Origin of the sequence: Paenibacillus sp. BIC5C1 (assembly GCF_032399705.1) — a bacterium.
Taxonomy (GTDB): Bacteria; Bacillota; Bacilli; order Paenibacillales; family Paenibacillaceae; genus Paenibacillus; species Paenibacillus taichungensis_A.
On record NZ_CP135922.1, the window covers coordinates 1,218,859 to 1,239,467 of the forward strand.

Here is a 20,609-nt window from a genome sequence, read left to right on the forward strand (position 1 = left end):
GTATGGCGATAGGCAAGGTGCTGATCAGCGGCCGCCATCTGACCAAGGTGTACGGTACAGGCAATCGTAAAAAGGCAGCCGTGGACGATGTGAGCTTTGATTTTCATGAAGGGGAGATTATATCCATTGTCGGAGAGAGCGGCAGTGGCAAAACCACGCTTGCAAAAATGATCATGGGCCTGCTCAAGGAAACGGATGGAGCGATTGAATACGATGGCAAGCCCAGACAACTGAAACGGTACCGTGAGCGCAAAGCTTATTGGAAGGATATCCAGGCCATTTTCCAGGATCCGTTTTCTTCGTTCAACGTATTTCACCGGGTGGAAAAGCTGCTGGTGGACTGTATCAAACTTCAGGGGCTGAAGCTGAACAAGGACGAAGAATATGCCAAAATGAAGGAGGCCTGTTCCTTCGTCAACCTGAAGTTCGAAGAGTTATACAACAAATATCCGTTTGAACTGTCCGGTGGACAGATGCAACGGCTTATGATTGCCCGCATTTTCATGCTGCATCCTAAGGTATTGATTGCCGATGAACCAACGTCCATGGTGGACGCATGCTCGCGTTCAACGATTCTGGATATGCTGCTCAAGCTGCGCGACGAGAACCGCATGACCATTGTATTTATTACGCACGATGTGGGTCTGGCTTATTATGTGAGCGACACGATCTGTATTATGGAGCATGGACGAATGGTGGAGGCAGGGAGAGCGGAGGAGGTCATTCATCATGCGGAGCATCCTTATACCAAACAATTAATCAATGACGTACCCAAAATTCATTCTCCCTGGGTGCTCGAGTGACACAAGTGACACAAATCAAGCCCTGGACCGTTTTGAGCGGAACAGGGCTTCTTATTGTCCAAGATGAAAGGTTCGTTTTAGCGAGTGGGTGGTTGTGGCGTCTGTGCAGACTCTGTTGATGGGGGTGTTGAATGGGTGTGATCTTCCGCGTTATTCTGGTTTGTCTGCTTGCCGGAATAAAAGTTAATGATATCATCAACCGTAGAAAACACGACATTTACATCAAAATGTTCGTTGTGTGTTTGAATAAAAACCTCTTTTCCAATCCTGTTGTTGCTGTTTAGTTCAAAGCTTCTTTCATGGTTAATCCTGCTGTGAATACGGGAACTTTACCTGCTGGAAGCTGAATTTCCTTACCGGTTCGACGGCTTTTACCCATACGTGCTTCACGATTACGCACTTCGAATTTGCCGAATCCAACCAGTTGAACCTCTTTGCCTTCTTTTAATGCTTCCAAAATCGAATCCAGTACAACCGTTACGGCCTTTTCAGCGTTCTTTTTGGAGAATCCGCCGTTTTTGGCTACTTCTGTGATCAATTGTTCTTTATCCATTTGTCATACCTCGCTTTTCGTTTTTGGATGAAATAAAACAAAAAGCTGCCTTGTACAAGGCAGCTTTAATATAATTAAACTTTAGTAACGTTCTCAGCCTGTGGACCACGGTTACCTTGAGTTACTTCGAATTGGACGCGTTGTCCTTCATCCAATGTTTTGAAGCCGTCGCCTTGAATTGCACTGAAATGAACGAATACGTCTGTTCCTTCTTCAGTTTCGATAAAGCCAAATCCTTTGTCCGCGTTAAACCATTTCACTGTACCTGTTTGCATGTAGTTCCTCCAAAAAATAAGTTTTTAAACGACCATTTTGAAAAGGCTAATTTAACAATCAACGCTAATCAGGTATATTCAAACCCACAGACTTGATGTCCGCTAATGTATCGATTAATATGATAATACCATGTCCGCTAATATAAGTCAAGATTTGGAGGTTTTTTCTAATGGATAAGATATCTGGTACTTCGATACAAGGGGAAATGGTTGTTCAGGAATTCATACATATGCTTACAATCCAGGGAGAATTGACTCCCAAAACCTTGAAGGAATATGCGAGTGATTTGAAGCATTTTACCGAATGGTATAAAGAGAATGATTCTCGGAGTGAAGAGATTTCATTTCATATTGAAGATGTGCATACATCGACTTTGGTCCGTTACCGGGAGGATTCACAGAAGGTGATGCAATTGAAGCCATCTACCATTAATCGCAGACTGATTACATTGAAGCGTTTTTTCAAGTGGGCCGTATCGGAATCCAGGATCAACAGTGATCCTTCCAAACCTTTGAAATTCATTCCGGAAGACAAGGTTAGCCCACGCCGAATGACCACCGAGGAAGAACAATCATTCATATCTGCGGTCGAGAACGGCAACTCGCTTCGGGATCAGACCATCCTTACGCTCATGTTTCATACCGGTATGCGAACGATGGAGATATGTAACCTCGCTCCCGATGATATTGAATTGGGCAAACGAAGCGGGCAAGTTACCGTGCGGGCCGATAAACGAAACGGTCAACGGAAAATTCCGCTGAACATGACATGTATTACTTTGTTGAAGATGTACATGGCTGGCCTCGCATCGGATAGTCCTTACCTGTTTCCTTCCGAGAAAACCAGTGATCGCTTAACGGAGAGGGCGCTGCGCCATTTGATCAAAAAGGTGATGACTACAGCCGGTCTCGAGGGGCTAAGTTCCCATGATCTGCGTCATCGGTTCGGATACGCTATGGCCGAGCATACACCACTACATCGCTTGGCAGAAATGATGGGACATATCAATCCGGATACGACTATGATTTATGTTAAGGGGTTAAATGCCAATCTATCTTCATCAGCAGAAGAGAATGGAGAAACGGAACCGCATTAAAGTATGTGAAGAACTCTTTATGAGGAATTAAGAATGGATATAGGAATATAGGATCAATGCCCTGACCCACTTCAAGTGGATGAGGGCTGTTTGGTTATCCAAGAATGACTGACATCCCATTCGGGTTTGTTGTTTGCATTGATTTGCGATTCTAATGTAATAATGGCATAGGTTCCATCATGCTTTTCCCAATAAAGTATTGCCTTTGTATGATCGGGATGTAAAAGCAAGGCAGGCATGATATCCCCGTTTTCCAGCATGGTTCTTCGTTCATTACTATAATAGGCAGTGATGAAGGAAGAGTGCTCTTGATGGGGAAGGGTGTTTAATGAATCCTCCAAGCTGTAAAACAGTTTCCATTCAGTTATATTTTCCTCCTCACTGTTCTCATTCAGCGTGCTACGTATCGCCTCCATTCCTCTGCTCCATGATTTTGTTAATTCCTCCTGAAGTTCTCGAGGTTGGTTCTCCCAGCGTGAAGACTCTGTGGATGCTTCTAACCGATCAGTTCGAATCGTCTCCGTGATTGCACCGCTGCTAATTAATATTGCGGCAATACCGGTCGTTATCATTCCGGATTTCAAATAATTCATCAGTTAATAGACTCCTATCCTTTTTCATAATCAACTACTTCCTATATTTTACCATATATTTGTGTATGAGCACTTATTAGATCAATCTTATCACCATAAAAGTAAGCGGTTACACAATTAAATTTATATTGTATATTATGATGGCAACCTTGAATCATATCGACATATACATTATTGCTTGGGCTTATGGCCCCTTAAATAAAGGAGGAATCTGACGTGTACCGGGTATTGTTGGTGGATGATGAAGAGGATGTACGCGAAGGGTTGGTTGTAGAGGTGGATTGGGAAGCACTCGATCTGCGCATAGTTGGTCTGGCGGAGAATGGACGTGAAGCACTGGAGATGGCAGAACGAGTGGAGCCGGATATTGTGGTAACGGATATCAGCATGCCATTTATGGATGGACTGGAACTTGCCAAAAGGTTGCGGGAACGAAATCCGCTTGTAAAAGTGGTGATTTTGACCGGATACGATGAATTCGACTACGCTCGACAAGCGGTCTCGCTGAGTGTGGATGAATATTTACTAAAGCCTTTCTCGGCAGGACATCTGACAGATCTGCTTACAAGGTTGCGTGCACAGATGGCAGATGAAGTGGCAGAGCGAGAGGATGTACAGCAGCTGCGCGACCATTATTATACAAGCCTGCCCCTGTTACAGGCGGACCTGATGGCCACTTTGTTGCATCGGCAAAAATCGCCTGAATATATTCACGGCAAAGCAAAGCAATGTGGACTGGATCTGCAAGGTGAACGCTATGGTGTATCCGTATTGACCCTGCATATGGACGGAGACCAATCCGAGGATGTGGAGTTGAAGCAGTTCGCTGCGCTAAACATTGCCGCAGAGGTATGGGCGGAACACGGGGCCGGACATGCTTTTATGCATCAGGAGACGATTGTGCTGCTCTATGTAGATCGATGGGGTGGAGGAGATGGGGAAAAACGACAGCAGCAGGCGCTGGAAAATGTAATGCGCAGCATCAATCACTATCTGCGTGTTCCTGCCACTGTTGGATCGGGCTCGATCGTGAACACACTGGCAGGTGTAAAGCATGCCTATGAGGATGCACTACTGGCACTGGATTATCGGCTTGTACCGGGGACTGATCCACTTATTTATATTGCAGATGTGGAGCGTCAGACGGCGGGAAAATTGCGTTTTGACGAGTTGAAGCAGCAAACGCTGACACGTTGTTTGAAAGCGGGTACGCAGGCGGAGCTGGAGGATGCGCTAGAGATCATTTTCCGGGAAATTACGGTGGAGCATGGGCGAAGTGACATCCAATTGTATCTGATTGAAGTTTTAACAAACGTTTGGAAAGCGGCCCAAGCATCGGGTGAGGCCATGGAAGACATTTTTGGAGCAGGGTTCCAGTTGTATGCCGATTTATTCCGTTTGCCTGGGTTGTCTGAGGCACAGGGTAAGGTGCGGGAGGTTTGTCTGCTCGTTCAACAACGTATTGCCAGCGGAAGGCAGCATGTGTACAAGGATATTGTGGAACAGGCATTGTCGTTTACCAAAGAACATTACGCCGATCCGGATCTGTCCATTCAGAAAGTATGCGGGCATCTGCATATCAGTTCGGGTTATTTTTGTGGCATTTTCAAAAAAGAAGTACAGCTTACCTTCCTGCAATATTTGATGCAAATCCGGATGGAGGCGGCGAAGGAATTGCTTCGATCCACAGAGATGAAGTCGTTTGAGATTGCTGGTCAGGTAGGCTTCGCGGAACCGAATTATTTCAGTTTTTGCTTCAAAAAACACATCGGCGTCTCGCCCAAAGAATATCGCAAACAGATTGCACTAACAGCTAGTGAAGGCACAAGCCGATGAGACCGTTTGCCGGATGGATAAGATCCCTATGGCTTAAGTTTCGTTCAAGGCTGCGTTCATCCAGAGTCAGCAGTATCCGCTTTATTATTACGTGGTCCTTCTCTGTCTTCATTGTACTGGTGCTGACCATCATGGCGTTGCTGCTGCATGACAAATTCACGCAGGCCGCAGAGCGAAGTGCGGAGCTGACGACGAGACAGATCGTGGACCAGGTCAGTTACAATCTGGAGGATTATGTCCGCAGCATGTCGCATCTGTACCGAGCCATCGAAGAGCATATGCTGCGGGACGGCACGTGGGAAGGGGATCAGGTAGATAAACAGCTCGACACGCTGCTCAGCAGCCGTGAAGATATCATCTCGATTACGTTGTTGGATTCAACAGGGCATTTGCTCAAGAACAGACCTTCAGCTGAATTAAAACCGAGTGCGCATGTGACACAGCAAGGGTGGTTTCAATCTGCACTCCGAGTGCCGGATCACCTTAGTTTCTCTCTACCTCATATCCAGAACATGTACACAGGCCCATACAAATGGGTCGTTTCCATGAGCAAAGGCATCACCGTACGCCAAAATGGTCAGGATCGGCAGGTCATTTTGCTGGTGGATATCAACTTCAAACAAATGGACGAACTGAGCCGCCGGGTCAGTCTGGGGCAGCGGGGATACGTCTACATTATCGACGAAAGTGCAGGAAATATCGTCTACCATCCGCAGCAGCAATTAATGTATATGGGGCTCAAAAGTGAAAATATCGAACAGGCACTGGTTGCAACCGGCAGTTATGAAGATGAGGCGGATGGGCAGAAAAGGTTGAATGCGGTCAAGTCTGTCGCCAATATCGGATGGAAAATTGTCGGTGTAGCTTACCTGGATGAGATCATGACAACCCGCCAGGAGGTCAATGGATATCTCATTCGGGTACTGCTGGTTGTGCTGGTTCTGGTCATCCTTGTCTCGCTGTTCCTCTCTTCCAGTCTGACACGTCCAATCCGGCGTATGGAACGAAAGATGAAGGCAGTGGAGCGAGGGGATTTTAACGTGGAGCTACCTATCGAAGGGCCGCTGGAAGTGGAACGTTTATCCCGTCGTTTTAACCTGATGGTCTATAAAATCCGAACTTTGATGAATGAAATCATTCATGAACAGGAACAAAAGCGTCGTCTCGAACTGGAAGCTTTGCAGGCTCAGATCAATCCACATTTCCTATATAACACGTTGAATTCAGTTGTGCGTATGGTGGGCATGAGCCGGAATGAGGAAGTTATTACGATGATCACTTCGTTATCCCGATTGTTTCGCATCAGTCTCAGTCAAGGCAAAACGATTATTACGGTTAGGGAAGAACTGGAGCACGCCCACCATTATCTGACGATTCAGCAGATGCGGTTCAAGCGCAAATTCAATTTTAGCATGAAGGCGGATGAAGATACGCTGGACTGCCTGACACTTAAGCTGGTGCTTCAGCCACTCATTGAAAATGCGATCGTGCATGGCATTGAATATCATATGGACGAGGGATGTATTGAGATACGTGTATACCGGGAGGACGACAAGCTGGTATTTCGCATTACGGATAATGGGGTCGGCATGACAGAAGAGCAGTTGTCGAAACTTTTGATGGGCAGTCCTGTCGTGAAAAGTGGTGCAGGATCAGGTGTAGCTGTGCGCAATGTGCATGATCGGATTCAGCTCTATTATGGCGAACTTTACGGTCTTGAATTCGAGAGTGAGCTGGAGGAAGGCACAACCGTCTGGATTCGGATTCCGATCCAATCGGAACGAGAGGAGGACGATGCACATGAAAGCGAATAAGATCAATGGAACGGAATGGATGGGGCATCTAGTTATGAAAATAAACCTCTGTCCTCGCGTGGGAATCATTCGGATGAGAGTTCTTCTCCTTCGTTATATGGCCATGATAGCAGCAACTTGCTGCCTGTTGTTATGTGTGGCGTGCGGCATGTCGAATGCTGAGCCAGCGGGATCGCCGCCGCGTATTGCGCTGATTACGCCAGCAGGAACCGGAGAACTTGCAGAAGCGATACGTCTTGGGGCCGAAGCCGCTGCCAAAGAAGCGGGAGCGGAGCTTATTACGGTGGAGGCTTTTCCCTCAGAGGGGTTAACCTATGCGCCATCTAACCCCGATTTTACAGCAGGACAGGGAAAGGTCAAGCAAGAGCATTTGCAAAATGGGACTTATCTACTGAGCGAGCGTGAACAAGCTCAGGTGGATGCGGTATCGTTGGCAATGGAGCAGGGAGCATCGGCCCTGTTGATCGATCCCTTGAGTGAGAAGGCACTCAGTGACATCATTCAGAAGGCACAGACTAAGGATGCCAACGGAGTGATTATCCCCGTCATTTTGTTGAATGACGAGTTTCCTGTAAAAGGCATAACAAGTGTTATCTCAATAGATAACGTTGAGGCAGGACGGCAGGCGGGTCAGGCCATGGCTGTGCTTATGGGAGGACGAGGACGTGTAGCATTGCTTGGTCCTGATCCTGTAAATCCTGTTCTGATTAACCGGGAACAAGGGGTAGAGGAATCACTGGCTCAATACCCTGACATTCATGTGGAGGCTCAATCGGTATGCAGTACCCGGGATGCTTGCTGGCAGGCGGCGAAGCAACTGCTTGATGAGCAGCAGGTGGACGGATTGATTGCCCTTCAGGAACCTGCTTCTCTGGGGGCAGCGGATGAACTGAATCGACGTACGTCCGAGAACAACGGGAACAAGGTGAAGATTGTGGGATTTGGCAGTGAACAGCAGCAGTTAGAGCAGTTACAGGAAGGCAGAATTCAACACTTGATCGTGCAAAACGGATTCAGCGCAGGTTATCTTGGTGTGAATCAGGCTGTTGCACGATTGAACAACCAACAGGTGCAAGCCAGGGTAACACTGGAAACGAAGCTGGTCAGTACGGACAATATGTTCTGGATGGATAATCAGAAGCTGCTGTTTCCTTTTGTACAGTGAAAATTCAATTGAGGAAGATTTCGATAAAACAGAGGAAGATATTGTATTCGAATTTATTGTAAACCCTTTCATAATAAAGACATCGGTAAAGCCGAATGAACTTGGGGGAGGTCATTAGGATATGAAGAAAACGTGGATGACATTGTTGCTTACAGCGTGTATGGTTGCGGCGGCGGGGTGCAGCAGTGGCGGAGACAGTGCAGGCGGAAGTACAGGAACAGATACAGGAGGTCAGACGGCCGCAGGAACGGAAACGCCGAAGATTGGCGTGGCGATCTACAAGTTTGATGACACGTTCATGACGGGTGTACGGAATGCGATGACCGCAGCAGCGGAAGGCAAAGCCACACTCGATATCGTGGATAGCCAGAACGCACAGCCGACCCAGAATGAGAAAGTCGATCTGTTTGTATCCAAGAAGTACAACGCAATGGCCGTGAACCCGGTTGACCGGACCGCAGCAGGTGTCATTATTGACAAAGCCAAAGCGGCCAGCATTCCGGTGGTCTTCCTGAACCGTGAGCCAGTTGCTGAGGACATGAACAAGTGGGATAAAGTTTATTACGTTGGAGCCAAGGCGGAAGAGTCCGGCACGATCTCCGGTCAACTCATTGTGGATTACTGGATGGCCCACCCGGAAGCAGATAAAAACGGGGATGGTAAACTGCAATACGTCATGCTGAAAGGCGAGCCTGGCCACCAGGATGCTGAGCTGCGGACTAAATATTCCGTACAGGCAATTCAGGATGCCGGTATTGAAGTGGAAGCATTGGCGGAAGACACGGCGATGTGGGATCGGGTCAAAGGCCAGGAGAAAATGCAGGCGTTCCTTGCCTCCCACGGAGACAAAATTGAAGCGGTATTGGCTAACAATGATGACATGGCACTTGGAGCCATTGAAGCGTTAAAAGCAGCGGGATACTTCAAGGACGGCAAAATGATGCCTGTTGTCGGCGTGGATGCAACTGCTCCGGCCATTCAGGCCCTTCAGGACGGAACGATGCTGGGCACGGTGTTGAATGATGCCAAGAACCAGGGCGCAGCAACGGTTGCACTCGCTTCCGTACTTGCGAAGGGTGAGACGCCAACAAAGGAAAACACGGGTTATGACATTACGGATGGCAAGTACGTCTGGATTGCCTACAAAAAAATTACGAAAGACAACATTGCCGACGCCCAATAACAGCAGCAAACAGGGACGTCCGTCATGAGATGGCGTCCTTTTTTTGCGGGTTTACGGAAGGGGAGGATGAAAGATGGAATCACCTTACCTGCTGGAGATGGACGGAATATCCAAAGCATTTCCAGGTGTGCAGGCACTAAGTCAGGTCACATTGAAGGTAAAGCCGGGTACAGTTCATGCGCTGATGGGAGAGAACGGAGCGGGCAAATCCACGCTGATGAAATGTCTATTCGGTATGTATCGCCCGGATGAGGGGACGATTCGGATTGAAGGCAATGAGGTGGACATTCCGAGTTCGAAAGCGGCGCTTCAGCATGGCATATCGATGATTCATCAGGAGCTGAACCCGGTGCCGCATCGGCCAGTGATGGAGAACATCTGGCTGGGACGGTTTCCCATGAGGGGGTTGTTGGTGGATGAGAAGCGAATGTATGCCGATACACTGGCCCTGTTCAATGACCTGAATCTGGACATTGATCCAAAGGCTCAGGCGGGGACTTTATCCGTTTCCAAAATACAGTCGATGGAAATCGCCAAAGCGGTCTCTTTTCAATCCAAAGTTATTGTGATGGATGAGCCAACGTCCTCGCTCACGGGCAAGGAAGTGGACCAGCTCTTCGCCATTATTAATCAGCTTCGCAGTCGCGGGGTTTCTATTATCTACATCTCGCACAAGATGGAGGAAATTCTGACAATCTCGGATGAGGTCACGATTATGCGGGATGGTTTTGTGGTCGGTACCTGGGATGCTGCTGATTTAACGACCGATCTGATCATTACCCGCATGGTTGGACGTGATCTGGATGAACGGTTCCCGGAACGGACGAACGTACCAGGAGAAGTGATTTTGAAGGCTGAAGGCTTAACCTCCAGCCAGCCGAATTCGTTCCGTGATGTGACGTTTGAATTGAGGAAAGGCGAAGTACTTGGGATCGGCGGCCTTGTTGGGGCACAGCGGACGGAATTAATCGAGTCATTGTTCGGCTTGCGCGGACTTGCATCAGGGACAATTTCAATTCATGGACGCAAGGTAAAGATCAAGTCACCTGCCGCAGCAAAGCGTCATAACATTGCCCTGCTGACCGAAGAACGAAGAGTCACGGGAATTTTTCCGGTGCTGTCTGTATATGAAAATACGATTATTGCGAGTCTCGGACGTTACCAAAATCGTATTGGTCTGTTAGATGAGAAGAAAGGCCGAGATGAGGCACGCGAGCAAACACAGAAGTTCAGAACTAAAACGCCTTCAGTTAACACGCTGATTCGCAACCTTTCCGGTGGTAATCAACAGAAGGTACTTCTGGCAAGATGGTTGTTAACTGACCCGGAAATTCTACTGCTCGATGAACCGACACGTGGGATTGATGTAGGTGCCAAATTTGAAATCTACACCATTATTACGGAACTGGCCCGCCAGGGCAAAAGCATTATTATGATCAGCTCGGAGATGCCCGAACTGCTGGGCATGTCGGATCGAATTATGGTCATGAGCGAAGGACGGCTCACCGGAATTGTGGACGGAGCCGAGGCAACAGAGCAGGATATCATGAGGCTGGCCGCACAGCAGCGGATGGCTTAGTCAGGAGGGAACATATGAATACACAGGTTATCAATCAGGTGAAGCAGTATGTGGCGCAGCGCGCGATCTTTATTGTGCTGATCCTGCTCGTCATCGGCATTGCCATTGCCGATCCGCATTTTCTTGCTTTCTCTACACTTCGGGATATATTACAACAGTCCTCCACACGGGCCATCATTGCGCTGGGGGCGGCGTTTATCCTCGTAACGGGCGGGGTCGATTTGTCGGCAGGGCGGGTTGTTGGGCTAACGGCTGTTGTATCGGCATCCATGCTGCAGATCGACGAATATGCCAATCGGTTCTTTCCTGATCTTCCACATTTATGGGTGGGATTGCCGATCGTCATCGGGATCATCGCAGGCTTGGCAGTGGGTCTCGTCAACGGCATCATTGTAGCCAAATTACATGTTCCACCCTTTATCGCGACACTGGGCACGATGGTTGCGGTATACGGTCTGAATTCGATTTATTTTGATACAGAGCCGAATCAGTCACAACCCATTGGAGGACTGAGACCCGATTTTACCGTTATTGGTTCCGGTTACATTGATCTTGGCGGTGGTTATTCCATTCCGTATATCGTATTAATTGCTGTAGCGGTTGCGCTGATCTGCTGGGTCGTCTTCAACAAGACCCGCCTCGGGAAGAACATGTATGCCATCGGTGGCAACATTCAGGCTGCGCATGTGTCCGGTATTCATGTAGCCCGCAACCTGATTGTGTTGTATGCCATTGCAGGTGCATTGTATGGACTGGGCGGTGTGCTGGAAGCCGCACGTACGGGCGGGGCAACGAACAATTACGGCAATATGTATGAGTTGGATGCGATTGCGGCCTGTGTCGTGGGGGGCGTCTCCACTGCGGGTGGTATTGGTACGGTGCCCGGAGTCATGGCAGGGGTGCTGATCTTTGGAGTCATCAACTATGGTCTGACCTTTATCGGTGTAAGTCCTTACTGGCAGCTGATTATTAAAGGGTTGATTATTGTGGCTGCGGTGGCATTTGATATCCGCAAGTATATGGCGAAAAAATAAAAATGTAGTAATGAAGCAAAAAGCCAGCTTCCTGAAATGACAGGGGAAGCTGGCTTTTTGCTTGTTTGCTCTTTTAATGAAATGTAACCCATATTATACCGTAAAGTGGAAAGATCATAACGCTAAAGATCAGCATGAAACCACCGACCTTGTAGGCTACTTTTGTACCAAAGTGAGAATGATATTTGCGTGCGATCAAAACGGAAGATAACCAAAAGATTATAGCTACCATAAAGGGAATGTGAAATCCTTGATGACCATTGCTATAGATAGGCAAGTTCAGTAGATTAAACAAATAGTGGCTGATTTGTACCTTTTCTGCTCCCCAACCATAATTAAAGGCAAACCCCATAGCGAGCACAAGCAGAGAAAGTGTCCCGATGCCCAAAGGTTTTCTTTGTTTTATCATGCTTATCCCTCCATAACCAAGGTGATATCCTAAATAAATCCATTAATGTATTTTAACACAGTGTTGATCAATGTGATAGGAGGATTATTTCGTAATATGCACTTTCCTATAAACCGTTTGTCCTATTTTAATTATAAATTTATACATTCATGTGAATTTGACAAGCCTCCAATAATCGACAACATCAGCTAATCATAACCGATATAATACATGTAAATAGGATCTGGATATGAGAATTATGTCAAAGGGGGCGAGGCTGTTTGCTGAGTTACACGATGAAAATGGTTATTTTCCCGCTAGGATGTCTGCTTGTTATACTGTCCTCTTATTTTCTAGGGCTTACTTCCCACCTTGTGTTAATGATATGTGCTGGTGCGTTATTTGTGGCAAGTGTGTATAAGGAAAAACAGTATCCGGTATTGCGTAACTTTCATTGGATCTTTCTTGGCATATTCCATTATTTCAGTGAACTTAACTGGTGCAATATGTTGTATTACCTGCTCATCATGTCGATGATTCAGGATAAACAGCGGATTACGCAGACGTTACCCATTTCAATGTTGATTGTTTTTGAATATACCGTGATTCGGCTATCGTATGTGACGATAGATACATATAGTTTGCTAGTGTCGATATTTGACATGTTAACTGCAATTGTCATTATCTTTTTGTATCATACCTTGCTTAACAGCGAAGCAGAGAAGCGCAGACTTCGGGAGGAAAATCATTTTCTAACCCTTCATGATCCGCTCACTGGATTGCTGAATTACGAGGGATATATGAACATACTGAAGAAGACAGTGGACGAGCAACCATCTTTTTTGCTGATTATCATGAACATTCAGAATTTCAATGGATTTGATAAAGAGGTTGAAGACAACTGGAGTCATGTAATCAAAGCGACAGGCGAGAGTGTTTTGAAACAGTTTGCAGATGCATATGGCATATCTCGGTATGCGGGGGATCGTTATGCTGTCGTTTTGCCTGAAATACAAAATATCGAAGAACGCATGGCGTTACTGCTGTCCGGGGAGTTAAGGGGCTTACAAATAAACTACAGCATATCCCTATATCCTGGAATGTCCGAGACGTTGCAACACTTTATCGCGGTGTCGGAGGAGAGGATGTTGCAGCAGCAGCGCAGCAAATGGTTAAAAAACGGAGAGGAGGTCTTCCGTTCCGAAAGACTTCGGGCTGTTGGTGAGTTAGCCGCGGGCATGGCTCATGAAATTCGCAACCCCCTGACTGCCATTCGTGGTTTCCTGCAGCTTTCTCGGGGACAGGCCTTCAATATCGCTCCATGGTATGAGGTCATTATGGGTGAGATCACACGGGTAACAGAGCTGACGGCTGAGTTTTTACAGTTCTCCAAGCCGCATGCCAATCACATGAAACCTGAACGAGTAGAGCTGTGTCTTGAACGGGTCATGTCGTTAACCGGATCGGATGCAGCATCACGGGGGCATCGAATTACACTGGAGATGACAGGTGAGTCGGTCGTGGTCAATATGGATCGGGACAAGATCGTACAGGTTCTGATTAATCTGATTCGTAATGCTTTTGAAGCGATGGAAGATCCGGGTGAAGTGCATATTGATTTGCATCATGATGGTGAGAAGGCGCTTATCTCGATTACCGATACGGGCAGCGGTATCCCTGAGAACTCTCTGGTGACGATCTTTAATCCATTTTATACGACAAAGGAAGAAGGTACAGGACTTGGACTGGCACTCTGTCAGAAAATCGCTCAGGATCATCATGGCAAAATTACCGTTCATAGTGAAATGGGGATTGGCTCTACATTTACCCTTCATTTACCAACAAATAAAAACGCTGAACTGCTCCCCGTCAAGTAGACCGTTTAATAAACAAAAAAATGGATCGTTTAGAAACCTTAGCTCGGATGACATGCTAAGGTTTCTTGTTATGCTGATCTTTGGCGAAGCTTTTTCAGCGTACTTGCGGATCATCTTATTCTCAGCGACATATCCATGTGAATTTGACGAGCCTCCAAATATCGACAACATCAGCTAATCGTGATCGATATAATACATGTAAATAGGATCCGAATATGAGAATTATGTCAAAGGGGGGCGATGCTATGTACCAAAAAACGATTCGTAATAGTTTTACATTAGACGGCATTGCTGTACATAGTGGGAATTTGTCAGCGATAACTCTGCATTCTGCACAACCAAACACAGGTATTGTTTTTAGAAGAGTGGATGTAGATCCATATGAAATTATTGAAGCTAGAATCGGTAATGTATCCAATACGGAACGTTGCACACAGCTTAAAAACATGCATGGATACACCGTATCTATGGTTGAACATACATTGTCTGCAATTCGAGGGATGGGCATTGATAACGTGATTATTGATGTTAATGGTGAAGAATTACCTATTTTTGATGGCAGCTCTACCAATATTGCAACCAAGATTTCAGAAGTTGGCCATCTGCAGCAAGAAGTCAAAATAAAGTACCTTCATTTACAACAAAAAAAATTGCGCCAGCTAGGACATTTTGTTTTGAAGAAGAAATAATGTACTTAAAAAGCAAAGGTTTAATTCAAGGAGCTTCTTTAGACCATGGAATAGTTATAGGTGAAAAGGAAATTTATCCCGATTTACGTTTTTCTGATGAATTGTCTCGTCACAAGCTGCTGGATCTTATTGGCGATTTAGCTCTGAATCCTCCTTTTCATGCAAAAATCATAGGATCGGGAACGTCTCATTATTTGAACACTCTTTTTGCTCAAGAATTATTAAATAATCTAATTTAAATACAAAAGGAGACCATATTATGCCATGTAATTTGAATGAAATCTCTGAACAGATAAATGGGATTCTAATAGGTGATGGCGATGTCGTTATAACAGGCGTAGGTTCAATTAATGCTGCTAAAGAGGGAGATATTGCTTTTGTTACGGATAAAAATCTAAATAAATTAGATCAATGTAAGGCTTCGGCTTTCATTGTGCCAGAAACGACAATAATAGAATTTAAAGTACCTGTTATTAAGGTGAAAAATCCCCGACTCGATTTTATTCGCCTAATTGAAATGTTTAGCGAGAAAACCAAAAGCAGTGGTGTATTATCATCAGAAGCAATTGATCCTTCAGTAACGTTAGGCTGTAATGTGCAGATCGACGAATTCGCGGTAATCAAAGAAGATGTATCTATTGGGGATCATACTATTATTTCCGCGCATTCATTTATTGGTAAGAATGTGACCATTGGAACGAATTGCTTGATCCACCCTAATGTCACTGTTCTACATGATACTTTCATCGGAGATAATGCCATCATTCACTCAGGCGCAGTGATTGGCGCTGACGGCTTTGGTTTTGAATGGGATGGTCAAAAACAAGTTAAGATCCCACATATCGGAAATGTCGTTATTTTTGATGATGTTGAGATTGGAGCAAATACCACTATTGATCGCGGAACGATTGATTCAACAACCATTGGTAAAGGAACTAAAATGGACAACCTTATTCAAATTGGCCATAATGTTCAAATTGGTGAGCACTGCATTATCGCAGGCACAAGTGCAATTGGGGGCTCATCAAAAATTGGTAATCGCGTCATAATGGCTGGTGGAAGTGCGGTAATTAATAATATCACCATTGGAGACGGCTGCGTTGTTTTAGCTAAAACCATGGTTACTAAAAACATGCCCGAGAACTCAATGGTGTCAGGGTATACAGCTCGCTCACATAAGAGACAACTACGAGAATCCGCTGCACTTTCCAGACTCCCCCAAACGATAAAAAAACTAAATAAAAAACTTGATGAACTTAGCAAAACAAAGGAAGGTGCTAAGTGATACATCAGTCAGCCATTATTCATCCTACAGCAGTAATTGGGGACAATGTCGAAGTCGGACCTTTCAGTATCATTGAAGAAAATTCAAAAATAGGTAGCGGTTGTAGGATTGGAAGTCACGTTATCATAGGGGCTAACACGGTATTGGGGGAGAATAACTATATCTCACATGGTGCCATTATCGGCTCAGACCCACAAGATAAAAGTTACCAAGGCGAAGAATCGTATCTCATTATTGGAGATAATAATACCGTGAGAGAGTATGTCACTATATGTAAAGGCACATCAAAAGGAGATTGTTTCACGAGAGTAGGAAATAACAACTTTATTATGAACTATGCTCATATCGCACATGATGTATTGATGGGAGACCATAACGTCATCGTCAATAATGTGCAAATTGGCGGACATGTTATTGTTGAAGACTATATCACATTTGGTTGTGGTTCTGGTGTACACCAATCATGTAACATTGGAAGGTTTGCAATGATTGGAGCGGGAAGTAAAGTTTCACAAGATATCGTTCCATATTCTTTAGCGGATGGTCCGCGTTCGTACATACATGGTATTAATATCATTGGTCTAAGAAGAAATGGATTCTCAAATGAAGAGATAAGCACGATAAAAAAGATTAATACCATTTTATTTCGCCAAAAGCGAACGCTCGATCAATCTATTGAAGAAATAAACAACTTGCCTCCTTCTGAATTTAAAGAACACACATTGAATTTTCTAAATAAATCTACACGCGGAATTGTACGAATGAAGCGATAAAATGGAAATGCCGCAAAGGTCCGGAATAAAACGGAACTTATGCGGCGTTTTCGTCTTGTCTTTAGGGGCAAGGGGCGTTAATTTTGTTGACCCTGATGCAACTGATAGTAGAAACCTTGGTGTTGCAACAACTCATCATGGCTGCCTCGTTCGGCGATCTTGCCGTCATCAATAACCAGGATCTGATCGGCTTCACGAATCGTACTCAGCCTGTGGGCAATGACGAAGCTGGTGCGATCCTTCATCAAGGTGCGCATCGCTTCCTGAATCTGCATTTCGGTGCGTGTATCAATGCTGCTGGTCGCTTCATCCAGAATAAGAATCGCAGGATCAGCGAGAATGGCACGAGCGATGGTTAACAGTTGTCGCTGTCCCTGACTTAGATTGCTGCCACCGGAAATGATCGGGGTATCATAACCCTGCGATAATTTGCGGATGAAGGAGTGGGCATTGGCCAACTTCGCTGCTTGCTGGATTTGTTCGTCCGTTGCATCCGGTTTGCCATAGGCAATATTGTCACGGATGGTGCCGGAGAACAGATAAGCGTCCTGTAACACAATGCCAAGTTCGCGCCTTAGCTGGTCTTTCTCCAGTTCGGAGATGTCACAGCCATCAATGGTAATCCGTCCGCCCGTAATCTCGTAAAAACGGGGCAGCAGGTTGATGATCGTTGTTTTACCCGCTCCAGTCGGGCCCACAAGTGCAATCATCTCGCCTGGCTTGGCGGTGAAGCTGACTTTTTTCAATATTTCCCTCTCGGAGTTATACCCAAAGGATACATCTTCAAATACAACTTTACCCTGGATCTGCTGCAGTTGTTTCTTCTGTTCTTCCACATATTCACTGGGTGTATCAATAATGTCGAATACGCGCTCGGCACCTGCGATAGCTGCCTGAATCAGGTTATATTGGTTCGCCAAATCATTGATGGGCCGCTCAATCTGGCGGGAGTAAGCAAGGAAGCTTACAATCAGCCCGATGGACGTCAGATCATGATAAGCCATCCATCCACCTACGGCTGCCAGTATGGCAAAGCCGATATTGTTCATAACGTTCATCGTTGGCCCAACCAGACCCGATACGCTTTGAGCTTGGGTACTGGACGTGCGAAGCTTCTCGTTCAGATTCTGAAAATGGTTTTGTGCCTGCTCCTGGCGGTTATAGGCTGCAACCACCTTTTGTCCGGCAATCGTTTCCTGAGCGTAGCCATTAAGCTCACCAAGCAACTTTTGCTGGGCGGTAAAATGTTTGCGTGTTCTTGAAGCGATCAGCCGAGTAGCGATCGTAATCAGGGGAACCGTGACCAGACTGAGCAGTGTCAGACGGACATCCAGGGCTAACATAATCGACAGGGAGCCAACGAGCAAGATGGCGCTGGACATCAATTGGGTTACACTTTGATTCAGTGTTGTGGACACGTTATCGATATCATTGGTAGCCCGGCTCATCAGATCACCGCTCTGATTTTTGTCAAAAAAACTGATTGGCAGCTGCTGCAGCCGTGAAAACAGAGCATGACGCAAATCCTTCACAGTCAGTTGGGACACACCGATCATGACATAGGATTGAGCCCACATCATGAACGAGCCGAGGACGTATACGGTCAGCAATAACATGCAGTCTTTCAGCAGACCGTCCGTAATTTTGGGAACGATATGTTCATTGACCGCACGGCCGAGCAGATAAGGTCCTGCCAGATTAAGTAACGTTCCAAGAGCCGTCAGTACCAGAGCGGTGATAACCCCTTTGCGATGACGTCCCATGTATGACCACACTCGGATGATGACGTGCCGGGCGTTCTTGGCTCTTACTTTGGGAACCGGACCTCGGCCGGGTGGCCCAGGTCTTCCGATCATCGGTGGGACAACGGTCTGATGGATGGAGGAAGAAGCGTTTTTAGCCAAATTGAACATCCTCCTTCCGCTGCTGCGAATAATAGATGGCTTGGTAATGTGACGAATGGGCCATGAGATGTTCATGTGTACCACTTGCCACGATTTCTCCCTCATCAAGCACGTAAATACAGTCTGCATCCTTTACAGAAGAGATCCGTTGTGCAATCAAGAAGGTGGTACTATTTTTCATTAGTGAATGCAGCGCCTTCTGAATGATTGCTTCGGTACGCAGATCGACGGCACTGGTGCTGTCGTCCAGAATCAGAACCTCCGGTTGCATGAGCAGGGCACGGGCGATAGAAATCCGTTGTTTCTGCCCACCTGAGAGATTGACCCCGCGCTGGCCCAGCTCCGTGTCATATCCATCTTTCAGATTCATAATAAAATCATCAGCCGCCGCCGCTTGAGCTGCGGCACGCAGTTCAGCTTCCGTTGCATCAGGTCTGCCAAAGCAGATGTTATCCCGGATACTGCCACTGAACAGGATGGATTCCTGTAATACGATGGACACACGGCTGCGAAGATCCTGTAGATCCCAGTTACGCACGTTCACTCCATTCACGAGCACTTCACCCTGTGAGGCATCATACAAGCGGGGGATCAGCTGTACAAGTGATGTTTTGCCTGATCCTGTAGATCCGAGCAGAGCCACTTTTTCTCCCGGCCGAGCCGTCAGTGTAATTCCGGAGAGTGTATGTTCTCCATCATAGCGGAAATAGACATCCCTGAATTCCACCTGACCTGCTCCTTTACGAGACATATCATCTCCCGATTGAATATCAGGCTGGGTGTGAAGCACCTCGTTGATGCGTGTTGCAGATACTTTCGCGCGGGAGAAGCTCATCATCATCATGCCGATTGAAGTGAGCGACGAGAGTACAACGGTTACGTAGTTGATAAAAGCAATCAAATCCCCGGCGGCAATATCGCCTCCCACCACCTGAAAGCCTCCAAACCACAGCACCGCTACAATGGTTGCATTCAGCATCAGGCTTAATACCGGTGCATTCAGCGATACGATGCGCCAGGCTTTCACTGCGGTATGGGTATAATCTTCATTGGCTTGCTGAAAACGCTTCTTCTCCTGACGTGCGCGTGCAAAAGCTTTGACGACACGAATGCCGGCCAGATTTTCCTGAAGCACCGCGTTCACCTTGTCGAGCTTGTTCTGAACGCTGGCGAACAGCGGATAGGAAGCGGATATGAGGATGTATAAGATGATAAACAGAATCGGTACGGACAAAATGAGAATGAGCGCCAGTTTGACACTGATCGTAAACGCCATAATAATACTGCCGATAATCAGCATCGGCGAACGGATAAACATACGCAGAAGCATCTGTACAAAGGTCTGCATCTGGGTGATATCACTCGTCAGACGAGTGATAAGCGAGCCCTCCTGGAAGCTATCCAGATTACGGAACGAGAACTTCTGGATATGATCAAATAATTCCTGGCGCAGATCAGTGCCGTATCCAACAGCCGCTTTGCTTGAAAACAGCGTACATCCTGCACCGCCAACCCATCCGATTAACGCAAAAAGAAGCATAAACAAACCTGTAGTCACAATGTGGGACAGGTTCCCTGCAAGAACACCATCATCCACAATGCTGGACATCAGCTTGGGTTGAAGCAGATCCATGGCAACCTCAAGGACCATGAGCAGCGGTGCAAGAATGGCCGCTGACTTATACGGGGTAAGAAATCGTTTTAACGTCCACAATGGGAAAAATCACCTCATTTGATATGAAATCATCATGTAGCAAATAT

General features: G+C 46.4%; 17 protein-coding genes and 1 pseudogene. 12 read left to right on the forward strand and 6 right to left on the reverse strand.

All coding sequences use genetic code 11. The annotated features are described in order from the left end of the window. Positions 1-2 precede the first annotated feature (2 nt). Positions 3-803 carry an ABC transporter ATP-binding protein gene (locus tag RS891_RS05505; RefSeq protein ID WP_113054083.1) on the forward strand — a complete coding sequence of 267 codons (801 nt, stop codon included), beginning with the start codon at positions 3-5 and terminating at the stop codon, positions 801-803. Positions 804-1,083: 280 nt separating this feature from the next. Here the strand turns inward: RS891_RS05505 and RS891_RS05510 are convergent, their stop codons facing one another. Continuing rightward, positions 1,084-1,356, reverse strand: coding sequence for an HU family DNA-binding protein (locus tag RS891_RS05510; RefSeq protein ID WP_053783990.1), 273 nt, complete (start codon positions 1,354-1,356; stop codon positions 1,084-1,086). Positions 1,357-1,430: 74 nt separating this feature from the next. Beyond that, positions 1,431-1,631, reverse strand: coding sequence for a cold-shock protein (locus RS891_RS05515; RefSeq protein ID WP_062320808.1), 201 nt, complete (start codon positions 1,629-1,631; stop codon positions 1,431-1,433). A 170-nt stretch (positions 1,632-1,801) separates the two neighbouring features. On the opposite strand from RS891_RS05515, the gene RS891_RS05520 reads away from it, so the two are divergent. Further along, a complete protein-coding gene (locus RS891_RS05520) occupies positions 1,802-2,728 on the forward strand; it encodes a tyrosine-type recombinase/integrase (protein ID WP_315794707.1) in 927 nt (308 codons plus the stop codon). A 71-nt stretch (positions 2,729-2,799) separates the two neighbouring features. Here RS891_RS05520 and RS891_RS05525 read toward each other — a convergent pair whose 3' ends face one another. Continuing rightward, positions 2,800-3,321 (reverse strand): hypothetical protein, encoded by a 522-nt coding sequence (locus RS891_RS05525; RefSeq protein WP_315794708.1) that lies wholly within the window; start codon positions 3,319-3,321, stop codon positions 2,800-2,802. A 216-nt stretch (positions 3,322-3,537) separates the two neighbouring features. Between RS891_RS05525 and RS891_RS05530 the strand changes: the two genes are divergently transcribed. From RS891_RS05530 to mglC, 6 genes are all read left to right on the forward strand, one after another. Then, positions 3,538-5,157, forward strand: a complete 1,620-nt coding sequence (locus tag RS891_RS05530; RefSeq protein ID WP_315794709.1) for a response regulator — start codon at positions 3,538-3,540, stop codon at positions 5,155-5,157. Next, the gene (locus RS891_RS05535) at positions 5,154-6,971 is read left to right on the forward strand and encodes a cache domain-containing sensor histidine kinase (protein ID WP_315794710.1); all 1,818 of its coding nucleotides are present in this window, start codon (positions 5,154-5,156) and stop codon (positions 6,969-6,971) included. The genes RS891_RS05530 and RS891_RS05535 overlap by 4 nt, the downstream gene beginning before the upstream one ends. Next, a complete protein-coding gene (locus RS891_RS05540; RefSeq protein ID WP_181586623.1) occupies positions 6,958-8,136 on the forward strand; it encodes a sugar ABC transporter substrate-binding protein in 1,179 nt (392 codons plus the stop codon). The genes RS891_RS05535 and RS891_RS05540 overlap by 14 nt, the downstream gene beginning before the upstream one ends. A gap of 121 nt (positions 8,137-8,257) precedes the next feature. Next, positions 8,258-9,319 (forward strand): galactose ABC transporter substrate-binding protein, encoded by a 1,062-nt coding sequence (locus RS891_RS05545; protein WP_315794711.1) that lies wholly within the window; start codon positions 8,258-8,260, stop codon positions 9,317-9,319. A 73-nt stretch (positions 9,320-9,392) separates the two neighbouring features. After that, the gene (locus RS891_RS05550) at positions 9,393-10,898 is read left to right on the forward strand and encodes a sugar ABC transporter ATP-binding protein (protein ID WP_315794712.1); all 1,506 of its coding nucleotides are present in this window, start codon (positions 9,393-9,395) and stop codon (positions 10,896-10,898) included. Positions 10,899-10,912: 14 nt separating this feature from the next. Continuing rightward, on the forward strand, positions 10,913-11,932 hold the full coding sequence (mglC, locus tag RS891_RS05555; protein WP_315794713.1) for a galactose/methyl galactoside ABC transporter permease MglC: 1,020 nt from the start codon (positions 10,913-10,915) through the stop codon (positions 11,930-11,932). A 73-nt stretch (positions 11,933-12,005) separates the two neighbouring features. Here the strand turns inward: mglC and RS891_RS05560 are convergent, their stop codons facing one another. Next, positions 12,006-12,341 (reverse strand): hypothetical protein, encoded by a 336-nt coding sequence (locus RS891_RS05560; protein WP_113054092.1) that lies wholly within the window; start codon positions 12,339-12,341, stop codon positions 12,006-12,008. 260 nt (positions 12,342-12,601) lie between these two features. Here RS891_RS05560 and RS891_RS05565 point away from each other — a divergent pair, with 260 nt between their 5' ends. From RS891_RS05565 to lpxA, 4 genes and pseudogenes are all read left to right on the forward strand, one after another. Continuing rightward, on the forward strand, positions 12,602-14,197 hold the full coding sequence (locus RS891_RS05565) for an ATP-binding protein (protein ID WP_258530699.1): 1,596 nt from the start codon (positions 12,602-12,604) through the stop codon (positions 14,195-14,197). Between the two features lie 245 nt (positions 14,198-14,442). After that, positions 14,443-15,125: pseudogene (locus RS891_RS05570) on the forward strand (UDP-3-O-acyl-N-acetylglucosamine deacetylase). Positions 15,126-15,145: 20 nt separating this feature from the next. Then, entirely contained in the window at positions 15,146-16,171 is a 1,026-nt protein-coding gene (gene lpxD / locus RS891_RS05575; protein WP_315794714.1) for a UDP-3-O-(3-hydroxymyristoyl)glucosamine N-acyltransferase, read from the forward strand. After that, a complete protein-coding gene (gene lpxA, locus RS891_RS05580; protein WP_113054095.1) occupies positions 16,168-16,944 on the forward strand; it encodes an acyl-ACP--UDP-N-acetylglucosamine O-acyltransferase in 777 nt (258 codons plus the stop codon). The genes lpxD and lpxA overlap by 4 nt, the downstream gene beginning before the upstream one ends. Positions 16,945-17,021: 77 nt before the next feature. Here the strand turns inward: lpxA and RS891_RS05585 are convergent, their stop codons facing one another. Both RS891_RS05585 and RS891_RS05590 read right to left on the reverse strand, forming a co-directional pair. Next, positions 17,022-18,857 (reverse strand): ABC transporter ATP-binding protein, encoded by a 1,836-nt coding sequence (locus RS891_RS05585; RefSeq protein ID WP_315796185.1) that lies wholly within the window; start codon positions 18,855-18,857, stop codon positions 17,022-17,024. Beyond that, the gene (locus tag RS891_RS05590) at positions 18,841-20,562 is read right to left on the reverse strand and encodes an ABC transporter ATP-binding protein (protein ID WP_315794715.1); all 1,722 of its coding nucleotides are present in this window, start codon (positions 20,560-20,562) and stop codon (positions 18,841-18,843) included. Before RS891_RS05590 ends, RS891_RS05585 begins: the two co-directional genes overlap by 17 nt. Positions 20,563-20,609 lie beyond the last annotated feature (47 nt).

What these genes read in the sequence shown, in the direction of transcription:
- RS891_RS05505 (WP_113054083.1), top strand. Translation starts at nt 3, where the DNA reads ATGGCGATAGGCAAGGTGCTGATCAGCGGCCGCCATCTGACCAAGGTG.
- RS891_RS05510 (WP_053783990.1), bottom strand. Translation starts at nt 1,356, where the DNA reads ATGGATAAAGAACAATTGATCACAGAAGTAGCCAAAAACGGCGGATTC.
- RS891_RS05515 (WP_062320808.1), bottom strand. Translation starts at nt 1,631, where the DNA reads ATGCAAACAGGTACAGTGAAATGGTTTAACGCGGACAAAGGATTTGGC.
- RS891_RS05520 (WP_315794707.1), top strand. Translation starts at nt 1,802, where the DNA reads ATGGATAAGATATCTGGTACTTCGATACAAGGGGAAATGGTTGTTCAG.
- RS891_RS05525 (WP_315794708.1), bottom strand. Translation starts at nt 3,321, where the DNA reads ATGAATTATTTGAAATCCGGAATGATAACGACCGGTATTGCCGCAATA.
- RS891_RS05535 (WP_315794710.1), top strand. Translation starts at nt 5,154, where the DNA reads ATGAGACCGTTTGCCGGATGGATAAGATCCCTATGGCTTAAGTTTCGT.
- RS891_RS05540 (WP_181586623.1), top strand. Translation starts at nt 6,958, where the DNA reads ATGAAAGCGAATAAGATCAATGGAACGGAATGGATGGGGCATCTAGTT.
- RS891_RS05545 (WP_315794711.1), top strand. Translation starts at nt 8,258, where the DNA reads ATGAAGAAAACGTGGATGACATTGTTGCTTACAGCGTGTATGGTTGCG.
- RS891_RS05550 (WP_315794712.1), top strand. Translation starts at nt 9,393, where the DNA reads ATGGAATCACCTTACCTGCTGGAGATGGACGGAATATCCAAAGCATTT.
- mglC (WP_315794713.1), top strand. Translation starts at nt 10,913, where the DNA reads ATGAATACACAGGTTATCAATCAGGTGAAGCAGTATGTGGCGCAGCGC.
- RS891_RS05560 (WP_113054092.1), bottom strand. Translation starts at nt 12,341, where the DNA reads ATGATAAAACAAAGAAAACCTTTGGGCATCGGGACACTTTCTCTGCTT.
- lpxD (WP_315794714.1), top strand. Translation starts at nt 15,146, where the DNA reads ATGCCATGTAATTTGAATGAAATCTCTGAACAGATAAATGGGATTCTA.
- RS891_RS05585 (WP_315796185.1), bottom strand. Translation starts at nt 18,857, where the DNA reads ATGTTCAATTTGGCTAAAAACGCTTCTTCCTCCATCCATCAGACCGTT.